Genomic DNA, 20510 nt, shown 5'->3' on the forward strand with positions numbered 1-20510 from the left:
GGCGGACCTTGCGGTCCGCCCTCCTCGTTCTGCTATCGCACTTCGATGGATCAGAAGCGCTGGGTGTACTTCATGTACAGGAAGCGACCCACGTCGAAGCCGCCGTAGTAGGCGAAGCTCGAGTTCGGCTGGGTGAACATGATCGGACCCTTGTGGTCGAACACGTTGTTGGCGCCCAGCGCGATGGTGGCATCCCACGGTGCCTTCCAGCTGACCTGCAGGTCGTGGAAGGTGTTGGAGCCGGTCTTGCGCAGCGGCGACTTCTCACCGTTCTGGTAGCGGTCGGCGTCGTCGCACGGACGGTTGGCCACGCAGGCTTCGTTCATGCCCGAGTAGTAACGCGCGGTGTACGCCACGCCGAAGTCACCCTTCGACCAGGTCAGGCCCAGGTTCGAACGCACGCGGAACAGGCCCGGCTCACCGACACGGCCGATGGTGATGTTGTCACCGTCAGCGTTCTGGCCCTGCTCGTCGTACTTGGCCAGGTAGCTCGTCTGCCAGTCGATCGCGAACTGGCCGATGGCCAGCTCCGGCAGGCGGTACTTGATGCCCAGGTCGTAGCCCTGGGTTTCCATCTGGCCGAGGTTGGCCAGGCCGTAGGTCATGCCGTTGATGTGGCCATCGCCTGCACGGGTGTGCGCGGCGCAACGCGAAGCATCGCCCAGCACGTAGCAGTCACGCAGGATGCGGTCGACGCTGTCAGCGATGATCATGTCGCTGATTTCGTACTTGTACCAGTCCAGCGAGATGTCCAGGCCCTGCACCCAGCGCGGGCTCCAGACCAGGCCGACGGTGGTGCTCTTGGAGGTTTCCGGGGTCAGGTTCGGGTTGGCACCCGAGATGAACTGGTCCGGCGTCGCACACGGGGTCGAGGTGCACGGAATCAGGCCCTGGCCCAGCTGGGTGTAACCGACCGGGACGCCCGCCGCCGAGCAGGCCGCGTTGCCGTTGACCGAACCCGGCGCGGTGATGCCGCACGGATCGGTGTACGACTCGAAGCTGCTGCTCAGGCCACCGTACAGGTTGTCGATGGTCGGAGCACGGAAGCCCTCAGCCCAGGTACCGCGAACCAGCAGCTCGTCCAGCGGACGCCAGGTGAAGCCGAACTTCGAGTTCAGGGTGTCGCCGAAGTTGCTGTAATCCGAGTAACGGGTCGCAGCATTCAGGGTCAGTTCCTTGGCAAACGGCATGTCCGCCAGGACCGGCACGTTCAGTTCCAGGTAGACCTCGTCCAGCGAGTACTCACCCTGGGTGGTCTGCGCGCCCAGGCCGGTGGACTGGCCCGACTGTGCGAAGGCGTCCGGCGAGAAGCGGCCTTCTTCCTTGCGGTGCTCGACGCCCACGGCGAAGCCCAGGTCACCGGCCGGCAGGGTCACGATCGAACCCGACAGGTTGGCGGTGAAGCTGGTGGTCTTGGTCAGACCGGTATCGGTGAAGTACGGGAACAGGAAGTCCTGGGTGGCCTGGTCGGCCAGCGAACCGGCACCGGCAACGCCGAACGGCAGCAGCGGGTTCCACGGACGGCAGCCGCTGGTGGCGAGCGGATCGGACATGCTGGTGCCGCAGCGGGCGACGCCATCAGCACCGATGAACGAAGCGCCCAGCGCCTGTTCCGATGCGATCAGGCTCATGTCGCCGTGACCACGCTTGGTGGTTTCGTTGCGGTTCCACAGCGCGCCGACGTCCCAGTCGAAGGTCTTGCCGGCGAAGTCGAAGAAGCCGCTGATGCTCGGGGCGAAGCGCAGGGTCTTGACCTGGCTTTCGGTGGTGCGCGGCACTTCCCACAGACGGCGGCGGAAGGTCAGGTCTTCACCGGTCGGGTTGAACGCGCTGTCGGCCGACAGCGGGGTGTCGAAGGATGCCGACTGGTACGGATAGCCTGCGATCTGCTGGGTGGTGTTGCGCTCGTTGTAGAGCACGTCAGCGTTGAACGAGATCGCGTCGGTGAAGTCGTAGTTGCCGTTGACGTACAGCGACTTACGCTCGATACCGGTCTGCACCATCATCTGCTGGTTGGCATTGACGGCGTCAGCGGAGGTTTCCAGACGGTAGTCGGCGCGGTTGGCCGGGTTGCCGCCATCACGCAGGGTGTACCAGCGCTGGTCGCTCGGGCCGACATAGCCCGGCTCGCCCTGCTTCAGGTTCGGGGTGACGCACGGGTCGCAGAAGCCACCCTTCTGGTTGATCGGGCTGGCGCCCGAACCCGGGTAGTTCGGGCCGGCGTTGCCGTCACGGCTGAACCAACGGTCCTTCGCCCACACCGGATCCTGCTTGGAGTACTCGGCGGACATGGTGACACCGCCGCGCTCGCCCATGCTGCCGAGGGTGAACGAATAGGTTTCGGTGTCGCCGTCGCCCTTGCCGTACTGACCGACATAGACGCTGGCTTCAGCGCCGTCGAAGCGCTTGCGGGTGATCACGTTGACCACGGCCGCGATGGCGTCCGAACCGTAGATGGCCGAGGCGCCGTCCTTCAGGATCTCGATGCGCTCGATGGCGGCCATCGGGATCTGGCTCAGATCCTGGTAGCCGGCGGTGGTCGCGCCCAGGCGCTTGCCGTTCATCAGCACCAGGGTGCGCTGCGCGCCCAGGTTGCGGATGTCGACGTAGTAGCCACCGACGTTTTCGCCCGAAGCCAGCGACTCCGAACGGGAGATGGCCGGGGAGCCGGCCGAGGTCAGGTTCTGCAGGACGTCGGCAACCGAGGTGTAACCCTGCTTTTCCAGGTTCTCACGGCTCAGGGTGACGATCGGCTGCTGGGTTTCAACGGCAGCGCCGCGGATGCGCGAGCCGGTGACCGAAATGCGGTCCAGGTCGGTGGTGCCCTTTGCTTCCGGTGCTTCCTGTGCGGAAGCGAAGGCGGGCGCCAGCGCCAGCGCAATGCCGGCCGGCAGCAGGCCGAACCGCACTGCGGGGTTACGAACGTTCATCAATCTCTCCAAGGTACGTGTTAGCAGCGTGTTAAAACACCCCAGCACGTTACGATTGCGTTGCAGCGCTGTATTTGCGCGAACCAACCAGAGACTTTGCGGATTGTGGCGGGAGCAAGCCGCCGTTTTCCCTGAAGCGCGAAGCGGACTGCCCGTAGCGGGCGCGGAACGCCCGGGCGAAGCTGCAGCAGTTGTCGAAACCACTGGCCGCGGCGACCTCTCCCACCATCATGTCGGTGTCGCGCAGCAGGTCGGCGGCGCGCTCCAGGCGCAGCCGTGCCGAAAGCGACTGCGGGCTTTCTTCATACAGGCTCTGGAACGTCTTGGAGAGATACCAGCTGGAGAAGTTGGTCAGCTCGGCCAGTTCGCCGATGCGTACGACGCGGTGGCTGTTGCCTTCCAGATAGAGGCGGGCGCGCTGCATGCGACCGAACACCTGGCGCTTGCGGCTGCGCGAACGGCCAGGGCAGCGCTGCACGTTGTCGGCCAATCCACGCTGCAGGCCGGCCAGATGCAGCAGCAGCGGGCGCAGGTGCTGCGCCGGGTGGCCACTGGCCAAGGCATCACGCCACAGGCGCAGCGCGACGCGAGCGTCACTGCGGCCCATCCGGCCGCGGCCCGCGTACAGGCCGCAGTCGGCCATCTCCGCCAGCACACGCAGCGCTTCCACGTTCAGGTTCAGGCCGATGCACAGCCCGTTGCGCCCTGCCTGCACCAGCGGGCGCGATTCCTTCTCGAACGCGATCCATTCGCCGTGGCGCAGGCGGAAGCGCCCCTCCTTGGCCTCCACCCAGGAGCTGCCGCGCACCTGCATCCACACGGTGAAGCTGCTGCCCGCGGTCTGCAGGCTGCCGAGCCGGGCCACGCCCAGGCAGGTCGGCACGACGTCATCGAGTGCCTTGTCCAGGGAGACGGATTGGCCACGATCGGCCAGTGAGAGTTGACGCATGGTGCACCACGGATTTGCCAAGTACAGGCCTCCGTTTTGCCCAATCAGGCGGCACCGCGTCAGGAAAGACCGACGAGATCGCCACGAATTCGCGGCGAGATCCCGACGAAAAAATTACGAAGGCCCATTTCCCTTGAACATCAACATCTTGGAGAAGGCCGGGAACAGCGCTGGCGCCTTTTCGGGCAGCCGCATCACGCCGATGTCGGCGCCATCACTGACTGCCAGAGCGACAAACAGGGCCGTCCCGTCTGCGCTGGCGCTGAGTCCGTTGCTCGCGCTCAAGCGCTGCGCGTCCAGGCAGCGCCCGGCATCCTCCTGCCCGGCGGCGATGCGGACGAGGATGGTGCTGCAGCGGGTGGAACTGCCGAGATAGCCGATGCTGTCGTGGCCGGCAACCGTCCACGAGCGGTAGCGCCAGCGGCTGGGTTTGTCCTCGCTGATCTGCCGCACGCTGTCCGGGGACAGCGCCGCGTCCGCCGCCCACAACCCCTCCGCCGCCAGGCGGGTGAACAGCACCCGACGGCCTGCGCGGTCAAAGCGGACCTGGGAGACGCCGTCGATGCTCGCCAGCCGCCGCCAGGGTTGGGTGCTGCGATCGAACAGACTGAGCCGCGTACGCTGGTCGGCATCACGTTCGACCACCAGCAGCTGCTCGGGCGTGGCGCCATACAGCGCCTGCAGCGGCTGTTCGGCGGGCACGGGCAGCGGTTGCAGACGCTCGTCGCGGGGTGCGATCTCGTAGACCACCGCGCGACCGTGTGCATCGCGCCCAACCACCAGAAGTTGCCGGCTGTCGGCCGACCAATCGGGGGCCTGCCGTGCTTCCGGGCGCAGGCCCTCGATCGGCCGCAGCGAATCGGGGCGTTGCATGTCCGCCCACCAGAGAGCGAAGCTGCCCGAGCGGTCAGAGGTGAATACCAGCTGGCGACCGTCCGGTGCTGCCATCGGTTGACCGTCGCGGCCGCTGGACGCAAACAGGCGCTCCGGTTCACCGCCCTGCATCGGCACCTTGAACACGCCGAACTGTGCACGGCGATGGACGAAGGCCAGCATGCCGCCATGCCGCGATACCGCCGGCCACTGCGCGTCATCCAGTCCGGCATCACGCAGCGTGCGCCGCTCGATGTCGAGGTAATAGAGCCGCACCTCGCTGTCGACCCGGCGGCCGAACACGATGGTGCGGCCGTCGCCAAGCCAGGCCCATCCGCGCAGCTCGGCCGACTCGCTGGTCAGCTGCTCCGGCGTGCCACCCGCGGCAGGAACCCGCCACAGGTCGCCCATCTGAGGGTTGCGCACGAACACCAGCCATTTGCCGTCCGGCGAATAGCGCGGCGCGTAATCGAAATCGTCCTGATCGACGGCGTACTGCAGCGGCTGCCACTGTCCGCTGGCCAGATCGAGTACTCGGATACCGCGGTGGGCATAGCGGCCCACCATGCTGCCGAATACCAGGCCGCGCCCGTCGGGTGTCCAGTCGAAGCTGAGCAGCTCGGTGCCATCGCAGCGCGTGGCCTGGCGCAACGCGCCGCCGGTCGCACTGGCGATCAGCACCTGACAACCCCCATCGGCGGAGAAGCGGGCAAAGGCGATGTCGCGTCCATCCGGCGACCAGTTCGGGAAGCGATCAACCGCGCCCGCAGGAGGAACAAGCAGCTGCCGCGCCGGCGCGTTGCCGGACGTCTGTACCTTGATCGCACCGCCGCCCAGGCCATCCTCGCTGGCACCTTCGTAGGCCACCTGCGAACCATCCGGCGACAGCGTGGGATAGGTTTCGAAGCCTGCGGTGGCGGTGATCAGCCGATAGGGCCGCTGCGGGCTGCCGATCACCCGCGTGCCGTTCTCCACCGCCGCCTCCACCGGAGAGCTGGCCGGCGCACGGCGCAGCAGCAGGACCGTCATCACCAGCAGTGCGGCCAGCATCAACAGGCCCAGCACCAGCAACAATCGACGTCGCAGGTAGCGCCAGCGACGGCGTCGCATGTCCTCCGGGGCTGGCGTGTGCACTTCCACGACCGCGTTGGAATCGCCAGCCGCGCCTTCGGCATCGACCGCCAGTTCCGCTTCGGGCTCGGGCATGGCCTGCACCGGCACGCGCAGGCGGTAGCCGGTCTTGGCGATCGTCTCGATATACGCCTGGCCGTTGTCATCGTCGTTGGCGAAGGCTTTGCGCAGCTGGGTGACCGCCTGCGTCAGCACATCGTTGGTGGGCAGCGTATCGGGCCACACCTCGGCGAACAGTTCTTCGCGGGTGACCACGCGCCCGGGTTGCCGCAGCAGCACACGCAGCACGCCCAGCGCCTTCGGCGTCAGCCGGCGCGGGCGACGCGCGCCGGCAACTTCGACCTCTCGCGAGGACAAAGTGACGACACATTCGCCAATCCGGATCCGATCAGATTCGGTGGGCTGGATTTCGCTGCGGTTCATTTTTTGCTAAACAGTAGAGACAGTTTCCGGGCAGTGTTCGCCTTCGATACCGTCCCCAACGGGGAACAGCGAAAAGCCAGACTCCGCACAAAGCATCGGCGCATACCGCAAAAACAATGGAGCGCGCGAATACTAGCCTATGCCGGTTACCTCGCCTATCGCGTGGTCGACATCAGGCTCTCTCTCGCCGACGCATTCACATAACTTCGCACCATCATTCGCGCCCTTTCGGGCGCGAAATTTTTATCTGCCATTCATTTTCAGAAGCGCCGCAGCATGGTCAATCCGACCAGCCGCGAAACCACCAAAGCCACGTACATCACGCCTGAGAACTGCTCCAGCATGACCAGTGCGCGTGCCTGCGGATGCAGCGGCACGACATCGCTCAGGCCGACCCCGGACAGCAAGCTGAAGCTCAGATAAAGCAGCTCCATCCAGCTTCGCTGAGGTCCCTCGCTGCTGCCCTGGAAACTGCCCGGATACCACTGTTGGCACACCCCAAATGCGAAGGCGAATGCCCACGCCAGCAACGTGAAGGTGGCGCCGGCCGCAAACAGTTCGTCGCGGGTGACTTTGTGGTCCTGCAGCATGTAGGCGATCAGCGCGCCGGCCGTATAGAAGTAGAGCAGGCTCTCCAGCAGCTGCGCGGTGGTCACCAGCGCGGCGCGGTCCAGCAGCGCGCCGGCGATGGAGAACACCACCGCCGGAATCGCCAGCAGCAGTGCCAGCCATGTACCCAACGGGCTGCGCTGGACCACCCACAACGCCAAGCCCAGCACCGCCATTCCAAACATGCCCAATGCGGCGCGGCCGGCGGCCGTGTCGTCCAGCGCGGGATACAGCATCACCGCCAGCAGCTGCGCGCCCAGCAGCCACGCGGACGGATGGCGGCGGGCGATGGCCAGCCAGCGGGTGGTCACGGCAACAGGCATGGCGTCCCTTCCCCGGAAAGATGGGCGGAGGATAACGGGATGCGCGTGAGGCGTGCGATGCAGCGCCGCCGGGGCACGCCCGGCGACGCCAGTCCGGTCAGCCCTGCTGGTAGACCTCCGCGCCCGCAGCGCGGAACTGCTCGGACTTCTCCTTCATTCCGGCCTCGGCGTACTCCCGCACGTCCTGGGTGATCTTCATCGAGCAGAAGTGCGGCCCGCACATCGAGCAGAAGTGCGCCAGCTTGTGCGCGTCCTTGGGCAGCGTCTCGTCATGGAATTCCTTTGCCTTCTCCGGGTCCAGCCCGAGGTGGAACTGGTCTTCCCAACGGAACTCGAAGCGCGCTTTGCTCAATGCGTTGTCGCGGACCTGCGCGCCCGGATGCCCCTTGGCCAGGTCGGCCGCATGTGCGGCGATGCGATAGGCCATGATGCCGTCGCGCACATCCTGGCGGTTGGGCAGGCCAAGGTGTTCCTTCGGCGTCACGTAGCAGAGCATCGCGGTACCGAACCAACCGATCATCGCTGCGCCGATGGCACTGGTGATGTGGTCATAGCCGGGCGCGATGTCCGTGGTCAGCGGCCCCAGCGTATAGAACGGAGCCTCACCACATTCGCGCAGCTGCTTGTCCATGTTTTCCTTGATCAGCTGCATCGGCACGTGCCCGGGACCTTCGATCATCGTCTGCACGTCATGCTTCCATGCGATCTTCGTCAGCTCGCCCAGCGTTTCCAGCTCGCCGAACTGCGCCGCGTCGTTGGCGTCTGCGATGCAGCCCGGGCGCAGCCCATCGCCCAGCGAGAAGGTCACGTCGTAGGCCTTCATGATTTCGCAGATGTCTTCGAAGTGCGTGTAGAGGAAATTCTCCTTGTGATGGGCCAGGCACCACTTGGCCATGATCGAGCCGCCGCGACTGACGATGCCGGTCACCCGCTTGGCGGTCAGCGGCACGTAGCGCAGCAGCACGCCGGCATGGATGGTGAAGTAGTCCACGCCCTGTTCGGCCTGTTCGATCAACGTGTCGCGGAAGATCTCCCAGGTCAGTGCCTCGGCACGGCCATCGACCTTCTCCAGGGCCTGATAGATCGGCACCGTGCCGATCGCCACCGGCGAGTTGCGGATGATCCACTCGCGGGTCTCGTGGATGTGCTTGCCGGTGGACAGGTCCATCACCGTATCGCCCCCCCAGCGGATCGCCCACACCAGCTTCTCCACTTCCTCGGCAATGCCCGATGACACCGCGCTGTTGCCGATGTTGGCGTTGATCTTGGTCAGGAAGTTGCGGCCGATGATCATCGGCTCGCTTTCCGGGTGGTTGATGTTGTTGGGCAGCACCGCCCGGCCACGGGCGATTTCGTCGCGGACGAACTCCGGGGTGATGATCTTCTGGATGGATGCGCCGAAGGCTTCGCCCGGATGCTGCTGCAGCAGGCCTGCATCGCGGATCGCGTCCAGCCGCTGGTTCTCGCGGATGGCGACGAATTCAATCTCAGGCGTGATGATGCCGCGGCGCGCATAGTGCATCTGGGTGACATTGCCACCCGCACGGGCGCGGCGCGGCAGGCCGCGGGCCGGGAAGCGCACCGCATCGAGCTTCGGGTCGTGCTCGCGATCGCGGCCGAAGGAAGAGCTCAGGCCATCAAGCTGTTCGGTGTCACCCCGCGCTTCGACCCAGGCACGGCGCAGGGCCGGCAAGCCCGCGGACAGGTCGATGCGCACGTCAGGATCGGTGTAGGGGCCGGAGGTGTCATACACCGTGACCGGCGCGTTCTCTTCGCCGCCGAACAGGGTCGGCGTGCGGCTCAGTGCGATCTCGCGCATCGGCACGCGCAGGTCCGGGCGCGAGCCGGTGACATGGATCTTGCGCGAGCCGGGAATCGGCCGGGTCACGGATTCGGAGAGTTGCTGGGCCTGTTGCTGCAGGGCGGAGAGCTGTGCGTTCATCGGGCATCGTCCAGGAGGGTCAGGGACGAAGCGGCGGCGCACTGCCCCCGCACGCGGACGGCCCTTGGGCCGCGTCCGGGTTCGGTTGCATTGCAAAGCTTCCCTACGCCGGTATGAGCCGGATCAGGTTCCAAGGGACTGTCTCAACCGTGGCCGATGGCCGCGGTACCCCCGCTTCTTGCCGGCATTAGACCATAGAAGTCCTGCAACAGGGCGAGCCCACGGGGCGGCTGCGCGTCACGCGACATTGATGAATTAACGCAACCATGACGTCGCGTTCAGTAACGTGCACGCGCATCGTGTCGCTGCGACCGATGACGCATCGCCGCCATCGCGGCCCCTGCCCGGCTAGCGCTCGAGTGCCGCCGGCCCCTCGCTGCAAGCATTTGCTCGCTCCCTCAATCCCTTTGATCGGAGAAGCTCCTTCATGGTGTTTCGTGTTTCCATCGCACTGGTCCTGTTGCTGGTGCTGCTTGCCGGCGTAGCACCCGGTCCCTTCAACGCCGTGGTGCAGAGCATCCTCGGCGAACTCATCCGCGGCATCGGCTGGCTGTACCTGCTGGTGGTGTTCCTGGCGCTGGTGTTCCTGATGTACCTGGCGTTCGGCCGCTTCGGCAACCTGCGCATCGGTGGCGAAGACGCCGAACCCGAATTCTCGCGGGCCAGCTGGATGTCGATGCTGTTCGCCGCCGGCATGGGCATCGGCCTGGTGTTCTGGGGGGCGGCCGAGCCGATCTCCCACTTCAGCAAGCCGCCAGAAGGACTGGCACCGGAAAGCATGGACGCCGCACGTGCAGCGATGCGCTATGCGTTCTTCCACTGGGGCCTGCATCCGTGGGCGATCTACGCGCTGATCGGTCTGGCAATGGCGTGGTTCCAGTTCAACCGCAACGGCCGCGGGCTGGTCAGCGACATGCTGCAGCCGATCATCGGTCATCATCATCGGGGCTGGATCGGACGGATTGTCAACATTGCCGCGGTGGTGGCCACGGCAATCGGTGTGGCCACCACGTTGGGCTTCGGCACCATCCAGATCGCAGCCGGCATGCAGCGCGTGTTCGGCGTGCATGCCGGTGTGCCGCTGCAGCTGACCATCATCGCCGTCGCCTTCGTGTTGTACATGGCCTCCACCCTCAGCGGCGTGGAGCGCGGCGTGAAATGGCTGTCGAACTTCAACCTGGCACTGGCCGCCCTGCTGCTGGCACTGGTCCTGGTGCTCGGGCCGACCGGCGCGATCTTCAATACCTTCACCACGACGCTGGGGTCCTACCTGAACCAGCTGGTGACGATGAGCCTGCGCATGTCACCGTTCTCCTCCAGTACGTGGGTCGCCGACTGGACGATCTTCTACTGGGCCTGGTGGATTTCCTGGGCACCGTTCGTGGGTTCGTTCATCGCGCGCATCTCGCGTGGCCGCAGCGTGCGCGAGTTCGTGGTGGGCGTGGTACTGGCGCCGACGCTGCTGGGCTTCTTCTGGTTCTCGGTGTTCGGTGGCACCGCGATCTGGTCGCAGATCTTCGGCCATGCAGACCTGGTACAGGCGCTGGGCAACGGCTATGAGACCGTACTGTTCACCCTGTTCGACAGCATGCCGCTGCCATTGCTGCTGTCGTGCATCGCGCTGGTTCTGCTGATGATCTTCTTCGTGACCTCGGCTGACTCGGCGGTGCTGGTGCTGGCCAGCATGTCCACCGACGAGGCAGGCGACCCGCCCGCCAAGCGCAAGCTGGCCTGGGGTGTGGGCATCGCGCTGATCGCAGGTGCGTTGCTGCTGGCCGGCGGCCTCGACGCGCTGCAGGGCATGATCACGATCTCGGCACTGCCATTCGCGCTGCTGATGGTGCTGGTGATGGTCTCGCTGTACCGGGTACTGGACCAGGAGTACACGCGGGAGCGGCGGCAGGCACAGCGCCAGCGGCACATGATCGATGCGTGGATCGCGCGCGAAATGGCGGCACAGGAAGAAACCCAGGCCGAAGCAGCGCGCGCGCAGGATTCGGATTGAGGGTGTTCGGCAGCCTGCGCCGGAAAAACACGAAGGGGTCGGATCCGTTTCCTCTGGAAGACGGATCCGACCCCAACCCACAGCGCGCGGCTGTTGCTGTTGCTTTTGATCTTCTTCTTTCTCTTCCGTGGCTGACGCGCACGGAAATTGTCGGGGGGCGTGCGGGTGGGAAGGACGGGGGTGTCCGCGGCATGGATGCCGCGGCCAAGCCTACAAGGACGTATTCACGGCGTCCCCCGGCATTCCCATCCGCACGCCCCAATCCATGATCGGCTCTGGCGATCAGCCGCGAGGGGGCTCAGCGCGGTGGCCGGGACCTCAATACCCCGCCGCCTGCCCATCCTTCCGACTCTCCGACGCGCCGTAGTACACGCCCGTGTCCGGATCCCGCATGATCGCCTGATACCCGCCGTACGGACCGTCGGCGAACACGATGCGATGCCCCTTGCGCATCAGCGCGCGCACCGTTTCGTACGGGAAGCCCGTCTCCAGGTTCACCTCCCCCCCATCGGTCATCGCCGTGGCCTGACCGGTCGGCTCCGTGGAACCTTCATGCTGGATACGCGGCGCATCTCCGGCCTCCTGCAGGTTCATGCCGAAGTCCACCAGGTTCATCACGATCTGCGCGTGGCCCTGCGGCTGCATCGCACCGCCCATCACGCCGAAACTGGCATAGGGCTTTCCATCCTTGGTGATGAACGCCGGAATGATGGTCTGGAACGGGCGCTTGCCCGGTGCGTAGCCGTTCGGATGGTTCTTCTGCAGCACGAACATCTCGCCGCGGTCCTGCAGGATGAAGCCGAGCCCTGGTGGCGCCATGCCGCTGCCCATCCCGCGGTAGTTCGACTGGATCAGCGACACCATCATGCCGTCAGCATCGGCCACGGTCATGTAGATCGTATCGCCCTCCTCCAGCTGCTTCGGCGTGCCCGGCTGCACTTCCTTCAACGCCTTGTCCATGGAAATCAGTGCACGCCGCTGCGCGGCATACTCCTTGGAAATCAGCTTCTGGACCGGTGCGGGCTGGAAGGCCATGTCGGCGTAGAAGCGCGCACGATCGGCGAAGGCCAGCTTCTTGGCCTCCACGAACAGATGCACGTGCTCGGGCGAGCCGAATGGAATCTTCGAGAAGTCGTAGCCTTCAAGTACGTTGAGAATCTGCAGCGCGGCGATGCCCTGGCTGTTCGGCGGCAACTCCCATACGTCGTAACCGCGATAGTTGCTGCTGACCGGCTCGACCCACTCGCCGTGGTGGTCGGCCATGTCCTGGTAGCTCAGGTAGCCACCATTGGCCTTGAAGTAATCGCCGATGGTGTGGGCGATCTCGCCCTTGTAGAAGGCATCCCGGCCGCCGTCGGCCACCTTCTGCAACGTATCGGCCAGGTTCGGGTTCTTCCACATCTCGCCCTTGCGCGGGGCATGCCCGTTGACCGTGAACTGTTCCTTGAAGCCGGGATACTGCGACAGCCGTGGCACGGAACGATCCCAGTAATAGGCGATCACCTCGGCCACCGGGTGGCCTTCGCGCGCGTAGCGGATGGCGGGCGCAAGATTGTCGGCCATGGGCTTGCGGCCAAAGCGGCCATGCAGGGCGAACCAGCCATCGACGGCACCCGGCACGGAGACCGGCAACGGCCCGGTCGCCGGGATCTCCTTCAGACCGCGGCGCTGGAACTCGGCCAGGGTCAGCGACTTCGGCGAGCGGCCGGACCCGTTGTAGCCGTACAGCTTCTGTGTCTTCGGGTCCCAGACGATGGCGAACAGATCGCCACCGATGCCATTGCCGGTCGGCTCCATCAGGCCCAGCGCAGCATTGGCGGCGATGGCGGCATCGACCGCCGAGCCGCCGGATTTCATCACGTCCAGTGCGATCTGGGTGGCCAGTGGCTGCGAAGTGGCCGCCATGGCGTGAGGCGCGATGACTTCCGAGCGGGTGGCGAAGGTGTGGCCGGTGATGCGGTCGGCAGCGAGGGAAAGCGCGGGCATGGCCGCCAGGACGGCGGCAGCCAGCAGGGAACGGGCAAGGCGTCGGGACACAGTCGGGTTCCGATGGAAGGGTGGTAGCACCGATCATCGCCGCTGCGGCCTTCACGCGGTATCGGGCAGAGGTCATGGGGCGAGGCGGCCGCGGCGACCGCTGCCGGCACCGGGTCATGCCCGGCGGGCAGAACCCCCAAAATCCGCGCAAAAACCTTGGTGAAAGGAGTGAATTCGGGTTCACCGAAACACTTTCAGCGGCAACCATCCTTGCGCCACAAGCGATTCCGCTGGACGCAGCGGAAAGTGCCTGGAATCACCCCGACAAGGGTTGACATCGTCAAAACAGCTGTGTTTCTCTCGATCACATGCTGCAACACAACACACCACCGCGAACCCACATCGAAGCCGCCGACATCGGCGCCGCGTCGCTGCGTTCGATTCTTGTGCTCGTACTTATTACCCAACCAACAGGTGCGGGACGAGCCAGCGTGTAAGCAGATAGAACACACCGGAACTCGATCAAAAACCCGCACCCGCCCAGGTGCGGGTTTTTTCATTTCAAGACCTGGTTTCAGACGCAACCACCATGACCACCGCCTTCTGCAAAACCCGGACCCGCTGCACCACGATGCCTCGTGGCGGCCGTTCCTGTGCGATGCGCGGCCCCTCCTCCACCGCTTTCCCCTGACCGGCCGGTACGTCGCTTCGACGACCGGCCGTTCTTTTTTCTTCCCACCGCAAGGAACCTCCCCCATGAGCACCAACGACCTGCCCCAGACCAAGATCGCCGTCATCGGCTACGGCAGCCAGGGCCGCGCCCACGCACTGAACCTGCGCGAATCCGGCTTCGATGTGGTGGTAGGCCTGCGGCCGGGCGGCCCGACCGAAGCCAAGGCCCAGGCCGATGGCTTCACCGTCGTGGCTCCCGCCGATGCGGTGAAGGATGCCGACCTGGTCGCCGTGCTGACTCCGGACATGGTGCAGAAAAAGCTCTACAACGACGTGCTGGCGCCCAACATGAAGCAGGGCGCGTGCCTGCTGTTCGCCCACGGCCTCAATGTCCACTACGGCATGATCGAGCCGCGCGCCGACCTGGACGTGGTCCTGGTCGCACCGAAGGGCCCGGGCGCGCTGGTGCGTCGCGAGTACGAGATCGGCCGTGGCGTTCCGTGCATCTGGGCGGTCTACCAGGACACCAGCGGCCAGGCCGCGCAGCATGCGCAGGCCTATGCGACCGGTCTCGGTGGCGCCCGCGCCAATCTGATCCAGACCACCTTCAAGGAAGAAACCGAGACCGACCTGTTCGGTGAGCAGGCGGTGCTGTGCGGTGGCGCCTCCGCGCTGGTACAGGCCGGTTTCGAGACCCTGGTGGAAGCCGGCTACCAGCCCGAGATCGCCTATTACGAAGTGCTGCACGAACTGAAGCTGATCGTGGACCTGTTCTACGAAGGCGGCATCTCGCGCATGCTGGAATTCATCTCCGAAACCGCGCAGTACGGCGACTACGTCAGCGGCCCGCGGGTGATCGATGCCGGCACCAAGGAGCGCATGAAGGAAGTACTGAAGGACATCCAGGACGGCACCTTCACCAAGAACTGGGTGGCCGAGTACGAAGCGGGCCTGCCGAACTACAACCGGTTCAAGCAGGCCGACCTGGAGCATCCGATCGAGAAGGTAGGCAAGGAACTGCGCGCCAAGATGGTCTGGTTGCAAGGACAGGCCGCGTAACCACGCGGCCCTCCCCCACCCGCTTGCAAGGTCCCCCATGAACTCTTCCACACACCGCAGCGCGCCACCCAACGGGGCGCGCTGGCTGACCCAGGCACTGGAGGCCGAAGGCGTCCGCACGCTGTTCGGCTATCCCGGCGGCACCATCATGCCGTTCTACGACGCGCTGGTGGATTCGTCGTTGAAGCACATCCTGGTGCGGCACGAGCAGGGCGCGGCGCTGGCCGCCAACGGTTTCGCACGCGCCAGCGGCCAAGTGGGCGTCTGCGTGGCCACCTCCGGCCCCGGCGCATCGAACCTGGTCACCGGTATCGCCGATGCGATGCTGGACTCGGTGCCGATGGTCTGCATCACCGGCCAGGTCGGCACGCCCCTGCTGGGTACCGACGCCTTCCAGGAGCTGGATGTGTTCGGCCTGACCATGCCGATCGTCAAGCACAGCTGGCTGGTACGCAGCGTCGATGACCTGCCCCGCGTGGTCGCCGATGCCTTCCGCATTGCCCGCGAAGGACGTCCCGGCCCGGTGCTGATCGACCTGCCCAAGGACGTGCAGGTGGCCGATGCCAGTCACCTGCCGGTGCATGTGCCGAGCAGCGTCGAACCACCGCCGGCAGCCACCGACGACGCCATTGCCGCCGCCATCGCAGCGCTGGCGGCGGCGGAGAAGCCGGTGGTGTATGCCGGCGGTGGCATCGCACTGGGCGATGCAGTGCAGGACCTGCGCGATTTCGTCGAGGCCAGTGGCATTCCCACAGTGATGACCCTGCGTGGACTGGGTGCTCTGCCGGCACACCATCCGCAGTCGCTGGGCATGCTGGGCATGCACGGCACCCGCGCTGCCAACATGGCGGTGCAGGAAAGCGATCTGCTGCTGGTGCTGGGCGCACGGTTCGATGATCGCGCCACCGGCAAGCTGGCGGAGTTCGCTCCGTTCGCGCGCGTGGTCCATATCGATGCCGATGCGTACGAGATCTCCAAGCTGCGCAGCGCCGACGTCGCCGTGCCCGGCAATGTCGGCCACGCCATCCGTGCCCTGCATGCGGCCTTCCCCTCCCCCAGGGCCCATCAGGACGCATGGCGCAGCCGCTGTGCGCAGCATCGCGACCGCTTCGCCGCCCGCTACGACGCGCCAGGGCAGCACATCTACGCACCGGCGCTGCTGAAGCGCCTGAGCGAACTGGCACCCGCCGACACGGTGATTGCCTGCGACGTCGGCCAGCACCAGATGTGGGTGGCCCAGCATTGTCGCTTCAATCATCCGCGCAACCATCTGACCAGCGGCGCGCTGGGCACGATGGGCTTCGGCCTGCCGGCGGCGATGGGCGCGCAGTTTGCCTGCCCGGAGCGCACCGTGGTGCTGGTGTCCGGCGATGGCAGCTTCATGATGAACGTGCAGGAGCTGGCGACCATCGCCCGGTGCCGCCTGCCGGTGAAGATCGTGCTGCTGGACAACAGCTCGCTGGGCATGGTCCGGCAGTGGCAGGAGCTGTTCTTCGCCGAGCGCTACAGCGAGATCGATCTGTCCGACAACCCGGATTTCGTCGCCCTGGCCCAGGTGTTCGGCATCGCCGCCAGCCGCATCGATTCGCGCGATGACGTCGAAGGTGGCCTGGCCGCGCTGCTGGCCGAGCCGGGCCCGGCGCTGCTGCACGTGGCCATCGACGCCCGCGCCAACGTGTGGCCGCTGGTGCCGCCGAACACCGCCAACAGCACCATGCTGGAAAGCAATCCAGCCCATGCCCGCCAGGAGACTCCCAATGCAATACCGGCTTGACCTGGTGCTGCAGCCGGCCGAAGGCGCGCTGCTGCGCGTGATCGGCATGGCCGAGCGCCGTGGCTTCGCGCCGCGTTCGATCAGCGGTGCTCCGGACGCCGCCGATGACGGACGCTGGCACCTGCAGCTGGTCGTGGACGGCCAGCGACCGGCGGAGACGCTGTGCCGGCAGATCGAAAAGATCTACGACTGCGTATCGGTGGAGCTGACGCCGGTAGACAGCAGCATCGAAGGAGTATCGCAATGAACACCCGTACCGTTGTGACCACGGTGCCGGTACGGAGGCGTCTTCTTCGCCGCCCGTACCCGCATGCGGTGGTCGCGCACACCGCACCGGTGGCCCATGCCGGCCGCTGATACCAGCAAGGAAAGTGATGTCGGCGACGTAAGCGTCGCCGATGTCCTGGCCGCGCAGGCGCGCCTGCGCCGCTTCCTGCCGCCCACGCCACTGCACCATGCCGAACGCTTCGGCACCTGGCTGAAGCTGGAGAATCTGCAGCGGACCGGCTCCTACAAGGTGCGCGGAGCGTTGAACGCCCTGCTGGCCGGCCGCGAGCGCGGTGACAGCCGCCCGGTGATCTGCGCCTCGGCAGGCAATCACGCCCAGGGCGTTGCCTGGGCCGCCTACCGGCTGGATGTCCCCGCGATCACCGTGATGCCGCACGGTGCACCGGCAACCAAGATCGCCGGTGTCGCCCATTGGGGTGCCACCGTACGCCAGCACGGCAACAGTTATGACGAGGCCTGCGCCTTCGCCGTCGAACTGGCGCAGCGTCATGGCTATCGCTTCCTGTCCGCCTTCGACGACGCCGACGTGATCGCCGGCCAGGGGACGGTCGGCATCGAGCTGGCCGCGCACGCGCCGGACGTGGTGATCGTACCGATCGGCGGTGGCGGCCTGGCCGCCGGCGTCGCCCTGGCGCTCAAGTCGCAGGGCGTGCGCGTGATTGGTGCGCAGGTGGAAGGCGTGGACTCGATGGCCCGTGCGATCCACGGCGATGTCCGCGAGATCGCCCCGGTGGCATCGCTGGCCGATGGCGTGCGGGTGAAGATCCCCGGCTTCCTGACCCGTCGCCTGTGCAGTTCGCTGCTGGACGACGTGGTGATCGTGCGCGAGGCCGAACTGCGTGAAACGCTGGTGCGGCTGGCACTGGAAGAACACATCATCGCCGAAGGCGCGGGCGCGCTGGCACTGGCTGCTGGTCGACGCATCGCCGGGCGCCGCAAGTGCGCCGTGGTCTCCGGCGGCAACATCGATGCCGGCGTGCTGGCCGGCCTGCTGACCGACATCCGCCCACGCCCGCCGCGCAAGCCGCGCCGGCGTCGCGCCGAGACGCCCCGCCCGCCGGCACGGACCGGCGTCACGCCCACCACCGCTGCCCCCCCTTCCCCCCTGCACGCCGTTGCACCTGTTGTCGAGGAGATCTCCCTGTGACCACCATCGAACGAATTACCACCCCGCGCATCCGCATCTTCGACACCACCCTGCGTGACGGCGAGCAGTCCCCCGGCTGCAGCATGAGCCCACCGCAGAAGCTGGTGATGGCGCGTGCGCTGGACGAACTGGGCGTGGACATCATCGAGACCGGCTTCCCGGCCAGCTCGCAGTCCGACCGCGAAGCGATGGCCCTGATCGGCCGCGAACTGCGCCGTTCGGGCCTGAGCCTGGCCGTGCTGTCGCGCTGCCTGCAGACCGATATCGAGACCTCGGCACGTGCCCTGGAAGCCGCGGCCAACCCGCGCCTGCACGTGTTCCTGTCGACCAGCCCGCTGCACCGCGAGCACAAGCTGCGGATGACCCGCGAGCAGGTGCTGGAGTCGGTACGCAAGCATGTATCGCTGGCCCGTTCCTACATCGACGATGTCGAATTCTCGGCCGAAGATGCCACCCGCACCGAGCTGGACTACCTGATCGAGGTCTCGCGCGTGGCCATCGCCGCCGGCGCCACCACCATCAACCTGCCCGACACCGTCGGCTTCACCACGCCGGAGGAAATCCGCGCGATGTTCCAGCAGGTCATTGCCGGCGTGGCCGACGTGCCCAATGCCGCCAACGTGATCTTCAGCGCGCACTGCCACAACGACCTGGGACTGGCTGTGGCCAACTCCCTGGCCGCCATCGAGGGCGGCGCCCGCCAGGTCGAGTGCACCGTCAACGGCATCGGTGAACGCGCCGGCAACTGCTCACTGGAAGAAATCGCGATGGCGCTGAAGGTGCGCCAGGCCTTCTACGAGCAGGACACCGCGATCAACACCCCGCGCATCGTCGGCACCTCGCAGCTGCTGCAGCGCCTGGTCGGCATGCCGGTGCAGCGCAACAAGGCCATCGTCGGCGCCAATGCCTTTGCCCATGAATCGGGCATCCACCAGCATGGCATGCTGCGCCATCGCGGCACCTACGAAATCATGCGCCCGGAAGACGTGGGCTGGGAGGATTCGCAGATGGTGCTGGGCCGCCACAGTGGCCGTGCCGCCGTCGAAGCGCGCCTGCGTGCACTGGGCTTCTGGCTGGACGAAGAAGAGCTGAAGCTGGTGTTCGAACAGTTCAAGGGCCTGTGCGAGCAGCAGCGGGTGGTCACCGATGCCGATCTGCAGACCTTGATGCAGGGCGGCGCCAATGCACAGGGCTATCGCCTGGCCTCGATGACCATCAGCGATGTCGGCAGTCGCGCCAATGCACTGGTCGAGCTGTCCGACCCGGACGGCAACCGCGTGGCCGAGACCGCGCAGGGCGATGGCCCGGTGGATGCGCTGTTCGGCGCGTTGTCGGCCGCCACCGGCGTGCAGCTGATGCTCGACAGCTATCACGTGCACAGCGTCGGCATCGGTGCCGATGCACGCGGCGAGGCCAACCTGAGCGTGCGCCACGACGGCATCGAATACGACGGCACCGGCACCAGCAAGGACATCATCGAAGCCTCCGCGCTGGCCTGGCTGGACGTTGCCAACCGGCTGCTGCGCCAACGCCAGGCTGCTGCCAGCAGCGTCAGCGAAACCGCCACCCCTGCCACCGCCTGAGAAACCTGACATGAGCGCCTTCGACACGACCACGTCCGCTACGGCGGGCCAGCAGTGGAACGCCCAGGACTATGCGATCGATGCCGGCTTCGTGCCGCTGCTCGGCGGCGCGGTGTCGCGCCTGCTCGACCCGCGCGCCGGTGAGCACATCCTCGATCTGGGCTGTGGCGATGGGGTGCTCAGCAGTGAATTGGCGTTGAGCGGTGCACGCATCCACGGCGTGGACGCGTCGCCGGAACTGGTGATCGCCGCGCGCGCGCGCGGCGTCGATGCGCAGGTGATGGACGGCCATGCCCTGTCCTTCGACAGCGCGTTCGACGCGGTGTTCAGCAACGCCGCGCTGCATTGGATGCGCCACCCCGACGCCGTGCTGGAAGGCGTGCGCCGTGCACTGCGTCCCGGCGGCCGCTTCGTGGCCGAGTTCGGTGGCCATGGCAACGTGGCGACCATCATCGCCGCGGTGCAGGCCGCACGTGCTGCGCATGGCCATGGCGCCAGCGGTTTCCAGTGGTATTTCCCGACCGCCGACGCCTATGCCGACCGCCTGCGCCAGCACGGCTTCCAGGTGCAGCTGATCGAATGCCTGCCGCGCCCCACCGCACTGCCGACCGGCGTGGCAGGATGGCTGCGGGTGTTCGCCGCCCCGCTGCTGGACGACCTGCCGGTCGAGGCCCGTGCCACCGTTCGCGAGGCCGCCGCGGCCCTGCTGGCCGACCTGCCCCGCAACGCGGCGGGCCAGCCGCTGGCTGACTACGTGCGCCTGCGCGTACTCGCGCGCCGCCGTTGACTTGACCCTTTCCCGTTATTTCCCGATGTTCGTTCAAT

The 20510-nt window shown here is 66.3% G+C and carries 13 protein-coding genes and 1 riboswitch; of the genes, 7 read left to right on the forward strand and 6 right to left on the reverse strand.

All coding sequences use genetic code 11. The annotated features are described in order from the left end of the window. Nucleotides 1-50 precede the first annotated feature (50 nt). The 5 genes from AC06FB_RS12100 to thiC all read right to left on the reverse strand — a co-directional run bounded on the left by AC06FB_RS12100 (nt 51) and on the right by thiC (nt 9180). Nucleotides 51-2930 (reverse strand): TonB-dependent receptor plug domain-containing protein, encoded by a 2880-nt coding sequence (locus tag AC06FB_RS12100; protein ID WP_053519177.1) that lies wholly within the window; start codon nt 2928-2930, stop codon nt 51-53. A gap of 49 nt (nt 2931-2979) precedes the next feature. Next, entirely contained in the window at nt 2980-3879 is a 900-nt protein-coding gene (locus AC06FB_RS12105) for a helix-turn-helix transcriptional regulator (RefSeq protein WP_053519175.1), read from the reverse strand. Nucleotides 3880-3993: 114 nt separating this feature from the next. Beyond that, the gene (locus tag AC06FB_RS12110; RefSeq protein WP_263175669.1) at nt 3994-6306 is read right to left on the reverse strand and encodes a winged helix-turn-helix domain-containing protein; all 2313 of its coding nucleotides are present in this window, start codon (nt 6304-6306) and stop codon (nt 3994-3996) included. Nucleotides 6307-6566: 260 nt separating this feature from the next. Beyond that, nucleotides 6567-7238 carry an ion channel gene (locus tag AC06FB_RS12115; protein ID WP_053519170.1) on the reverse strand — a complete coding sequence of 224 codons (672 nt, stop codon included), beginning with the start codon at nt 7236-7238 and terminating at the stop codon, nt 6567-6569. Nucleotides 7239-7335: 97 nt separating this feature from the next. After that, complete coding sequence (gene thiC, locus AC06FB_RS12120) at nt 7336-9180, reverse strand: phosphomethylpyrimidine synthase ThiC (protein WP_478053733.1); 1845 nt, start codon at nt 9178-9180, stop codon at nt 7336-7338. A gap of 82 nt (nt 9181-9262) precedes the next feature. Then, a riboswitch (TPP riboswitch) is annotated at nt 9263-9363 on the reverse strand. Nucleotides 9364-9607: 244 nt separating this feature from the next. Between thiC and AC06FB_RS12125 the strand changes: the two genes are divergently transcribed. Beyond that, nucleotides 9608-11185: a BCCT family transporter gene (locus AC06FB_RS12125; RefSeq protein ID WP_053519166.1), complete on the forward strand. Its 1578-nt coding sequence runs from the start codon at nt 9608-9610 to the stop codon at nt 11183-11185. Nucleotides 11186-11503: 318 nt separating this feature from the next. On the opposite strand, the gene ggt is transcribed toward AC06FB_RS12125, so the two are convergent. Next, nucleotides 11504-13222: a gamma-glutamyltransferase gene (ggt, locus tag AC06FB_RS12130; protein WP_053520297.1), complete on the reverse strand. Its 1719-nt coding sequence runs from the start codon at nt 13220-13222 to the stop codon at nt 11504-11506. A 696-nt stretch (nt 13223-13918) separates the two neighbouring features. Here ggt and ilvC point away from each other — a divergent pair. From ilvC to AC06FB_RS12160, 6 genes are all read left to right on the forward strand, one after another. After that, nucleotides 13919-14893, forward strand: coding sequence for a ketol-acid reductoisomerase (gene ilvC, locus AC06FB_RS12135; RefSeq protein ID WP_053520296.1), 975 nt, complete (start codon nt 13919-13921; stop codon nt 14891-14893). 37 nt (nt 14894-14930) lie between these two features. Then, nucleotides 14931-16667 carry an acetolactate synthase 2 catalytic subunit gene (ilvG, locus tag AC06FB_RS12140; protein WP_111186805.1) on the forward strand — a complete coding sequence of 579 codons (1737 nt, stop codon included), beginning with the start codon at nt 14931-14933 and terminating at the stop codon, nt 16665-16667. Further along, the gene (locus AC06FB_RS12145) at nt 16651-16914 is read left to right on the forward strand and encodes an ACT domain-containing protein (RefSeq protein ID WP_053520294.1); all 264 of its coding nucleotides are present in this window, start codon (nt 16651-16653) and stop codon (nt 16912-16914) included. Before ilvG ends, AC06FB_RS12145 begins: the two co-directional genes overlap by 17 nt. Nucleotides 16915-17010: 96 nt before the next feature. Next, nucleotides 17011-18102 (forward strand): threonine dehydratase, encoded by a 1092-nt coding sequence (locus AC06FB_RS12150; protein WP_053520293.1) that lies wholly within the window; start codon nt 17011-17013, stop codon nt 18100-18102. After that, on the forward strand, nt 18099-19685 hold the full coding sequence (locus AC06FB_RS12155; RefSeq protein WP_346480374.1) for a 2-isopropylmalate synthase: 1587 nt from the start codon (nt 18099-18101) through the stop codon (nt 19683-19685). The genes AC06FB_RS12150 and AC06FB_RS12155 overlap by 4 nt, the downstream gene beginning before the upstream one ends. Nucleotides 19686-19695: 10 nt before the next feature. Then, entirely contained in the window at nt 19696-20472 is a 777-nt protein-coding gene (locus AC06FB_RS12160; protein WP_111186152.1) for a class I SAM-dependent methyltransferase, read from the forward strand. Nucleotides 20473-20510: the final 38 nt, after the last annotated feature.

This window comes from Stenotrophomonas sp. Steno-C15, assembly GCF_056393265.1.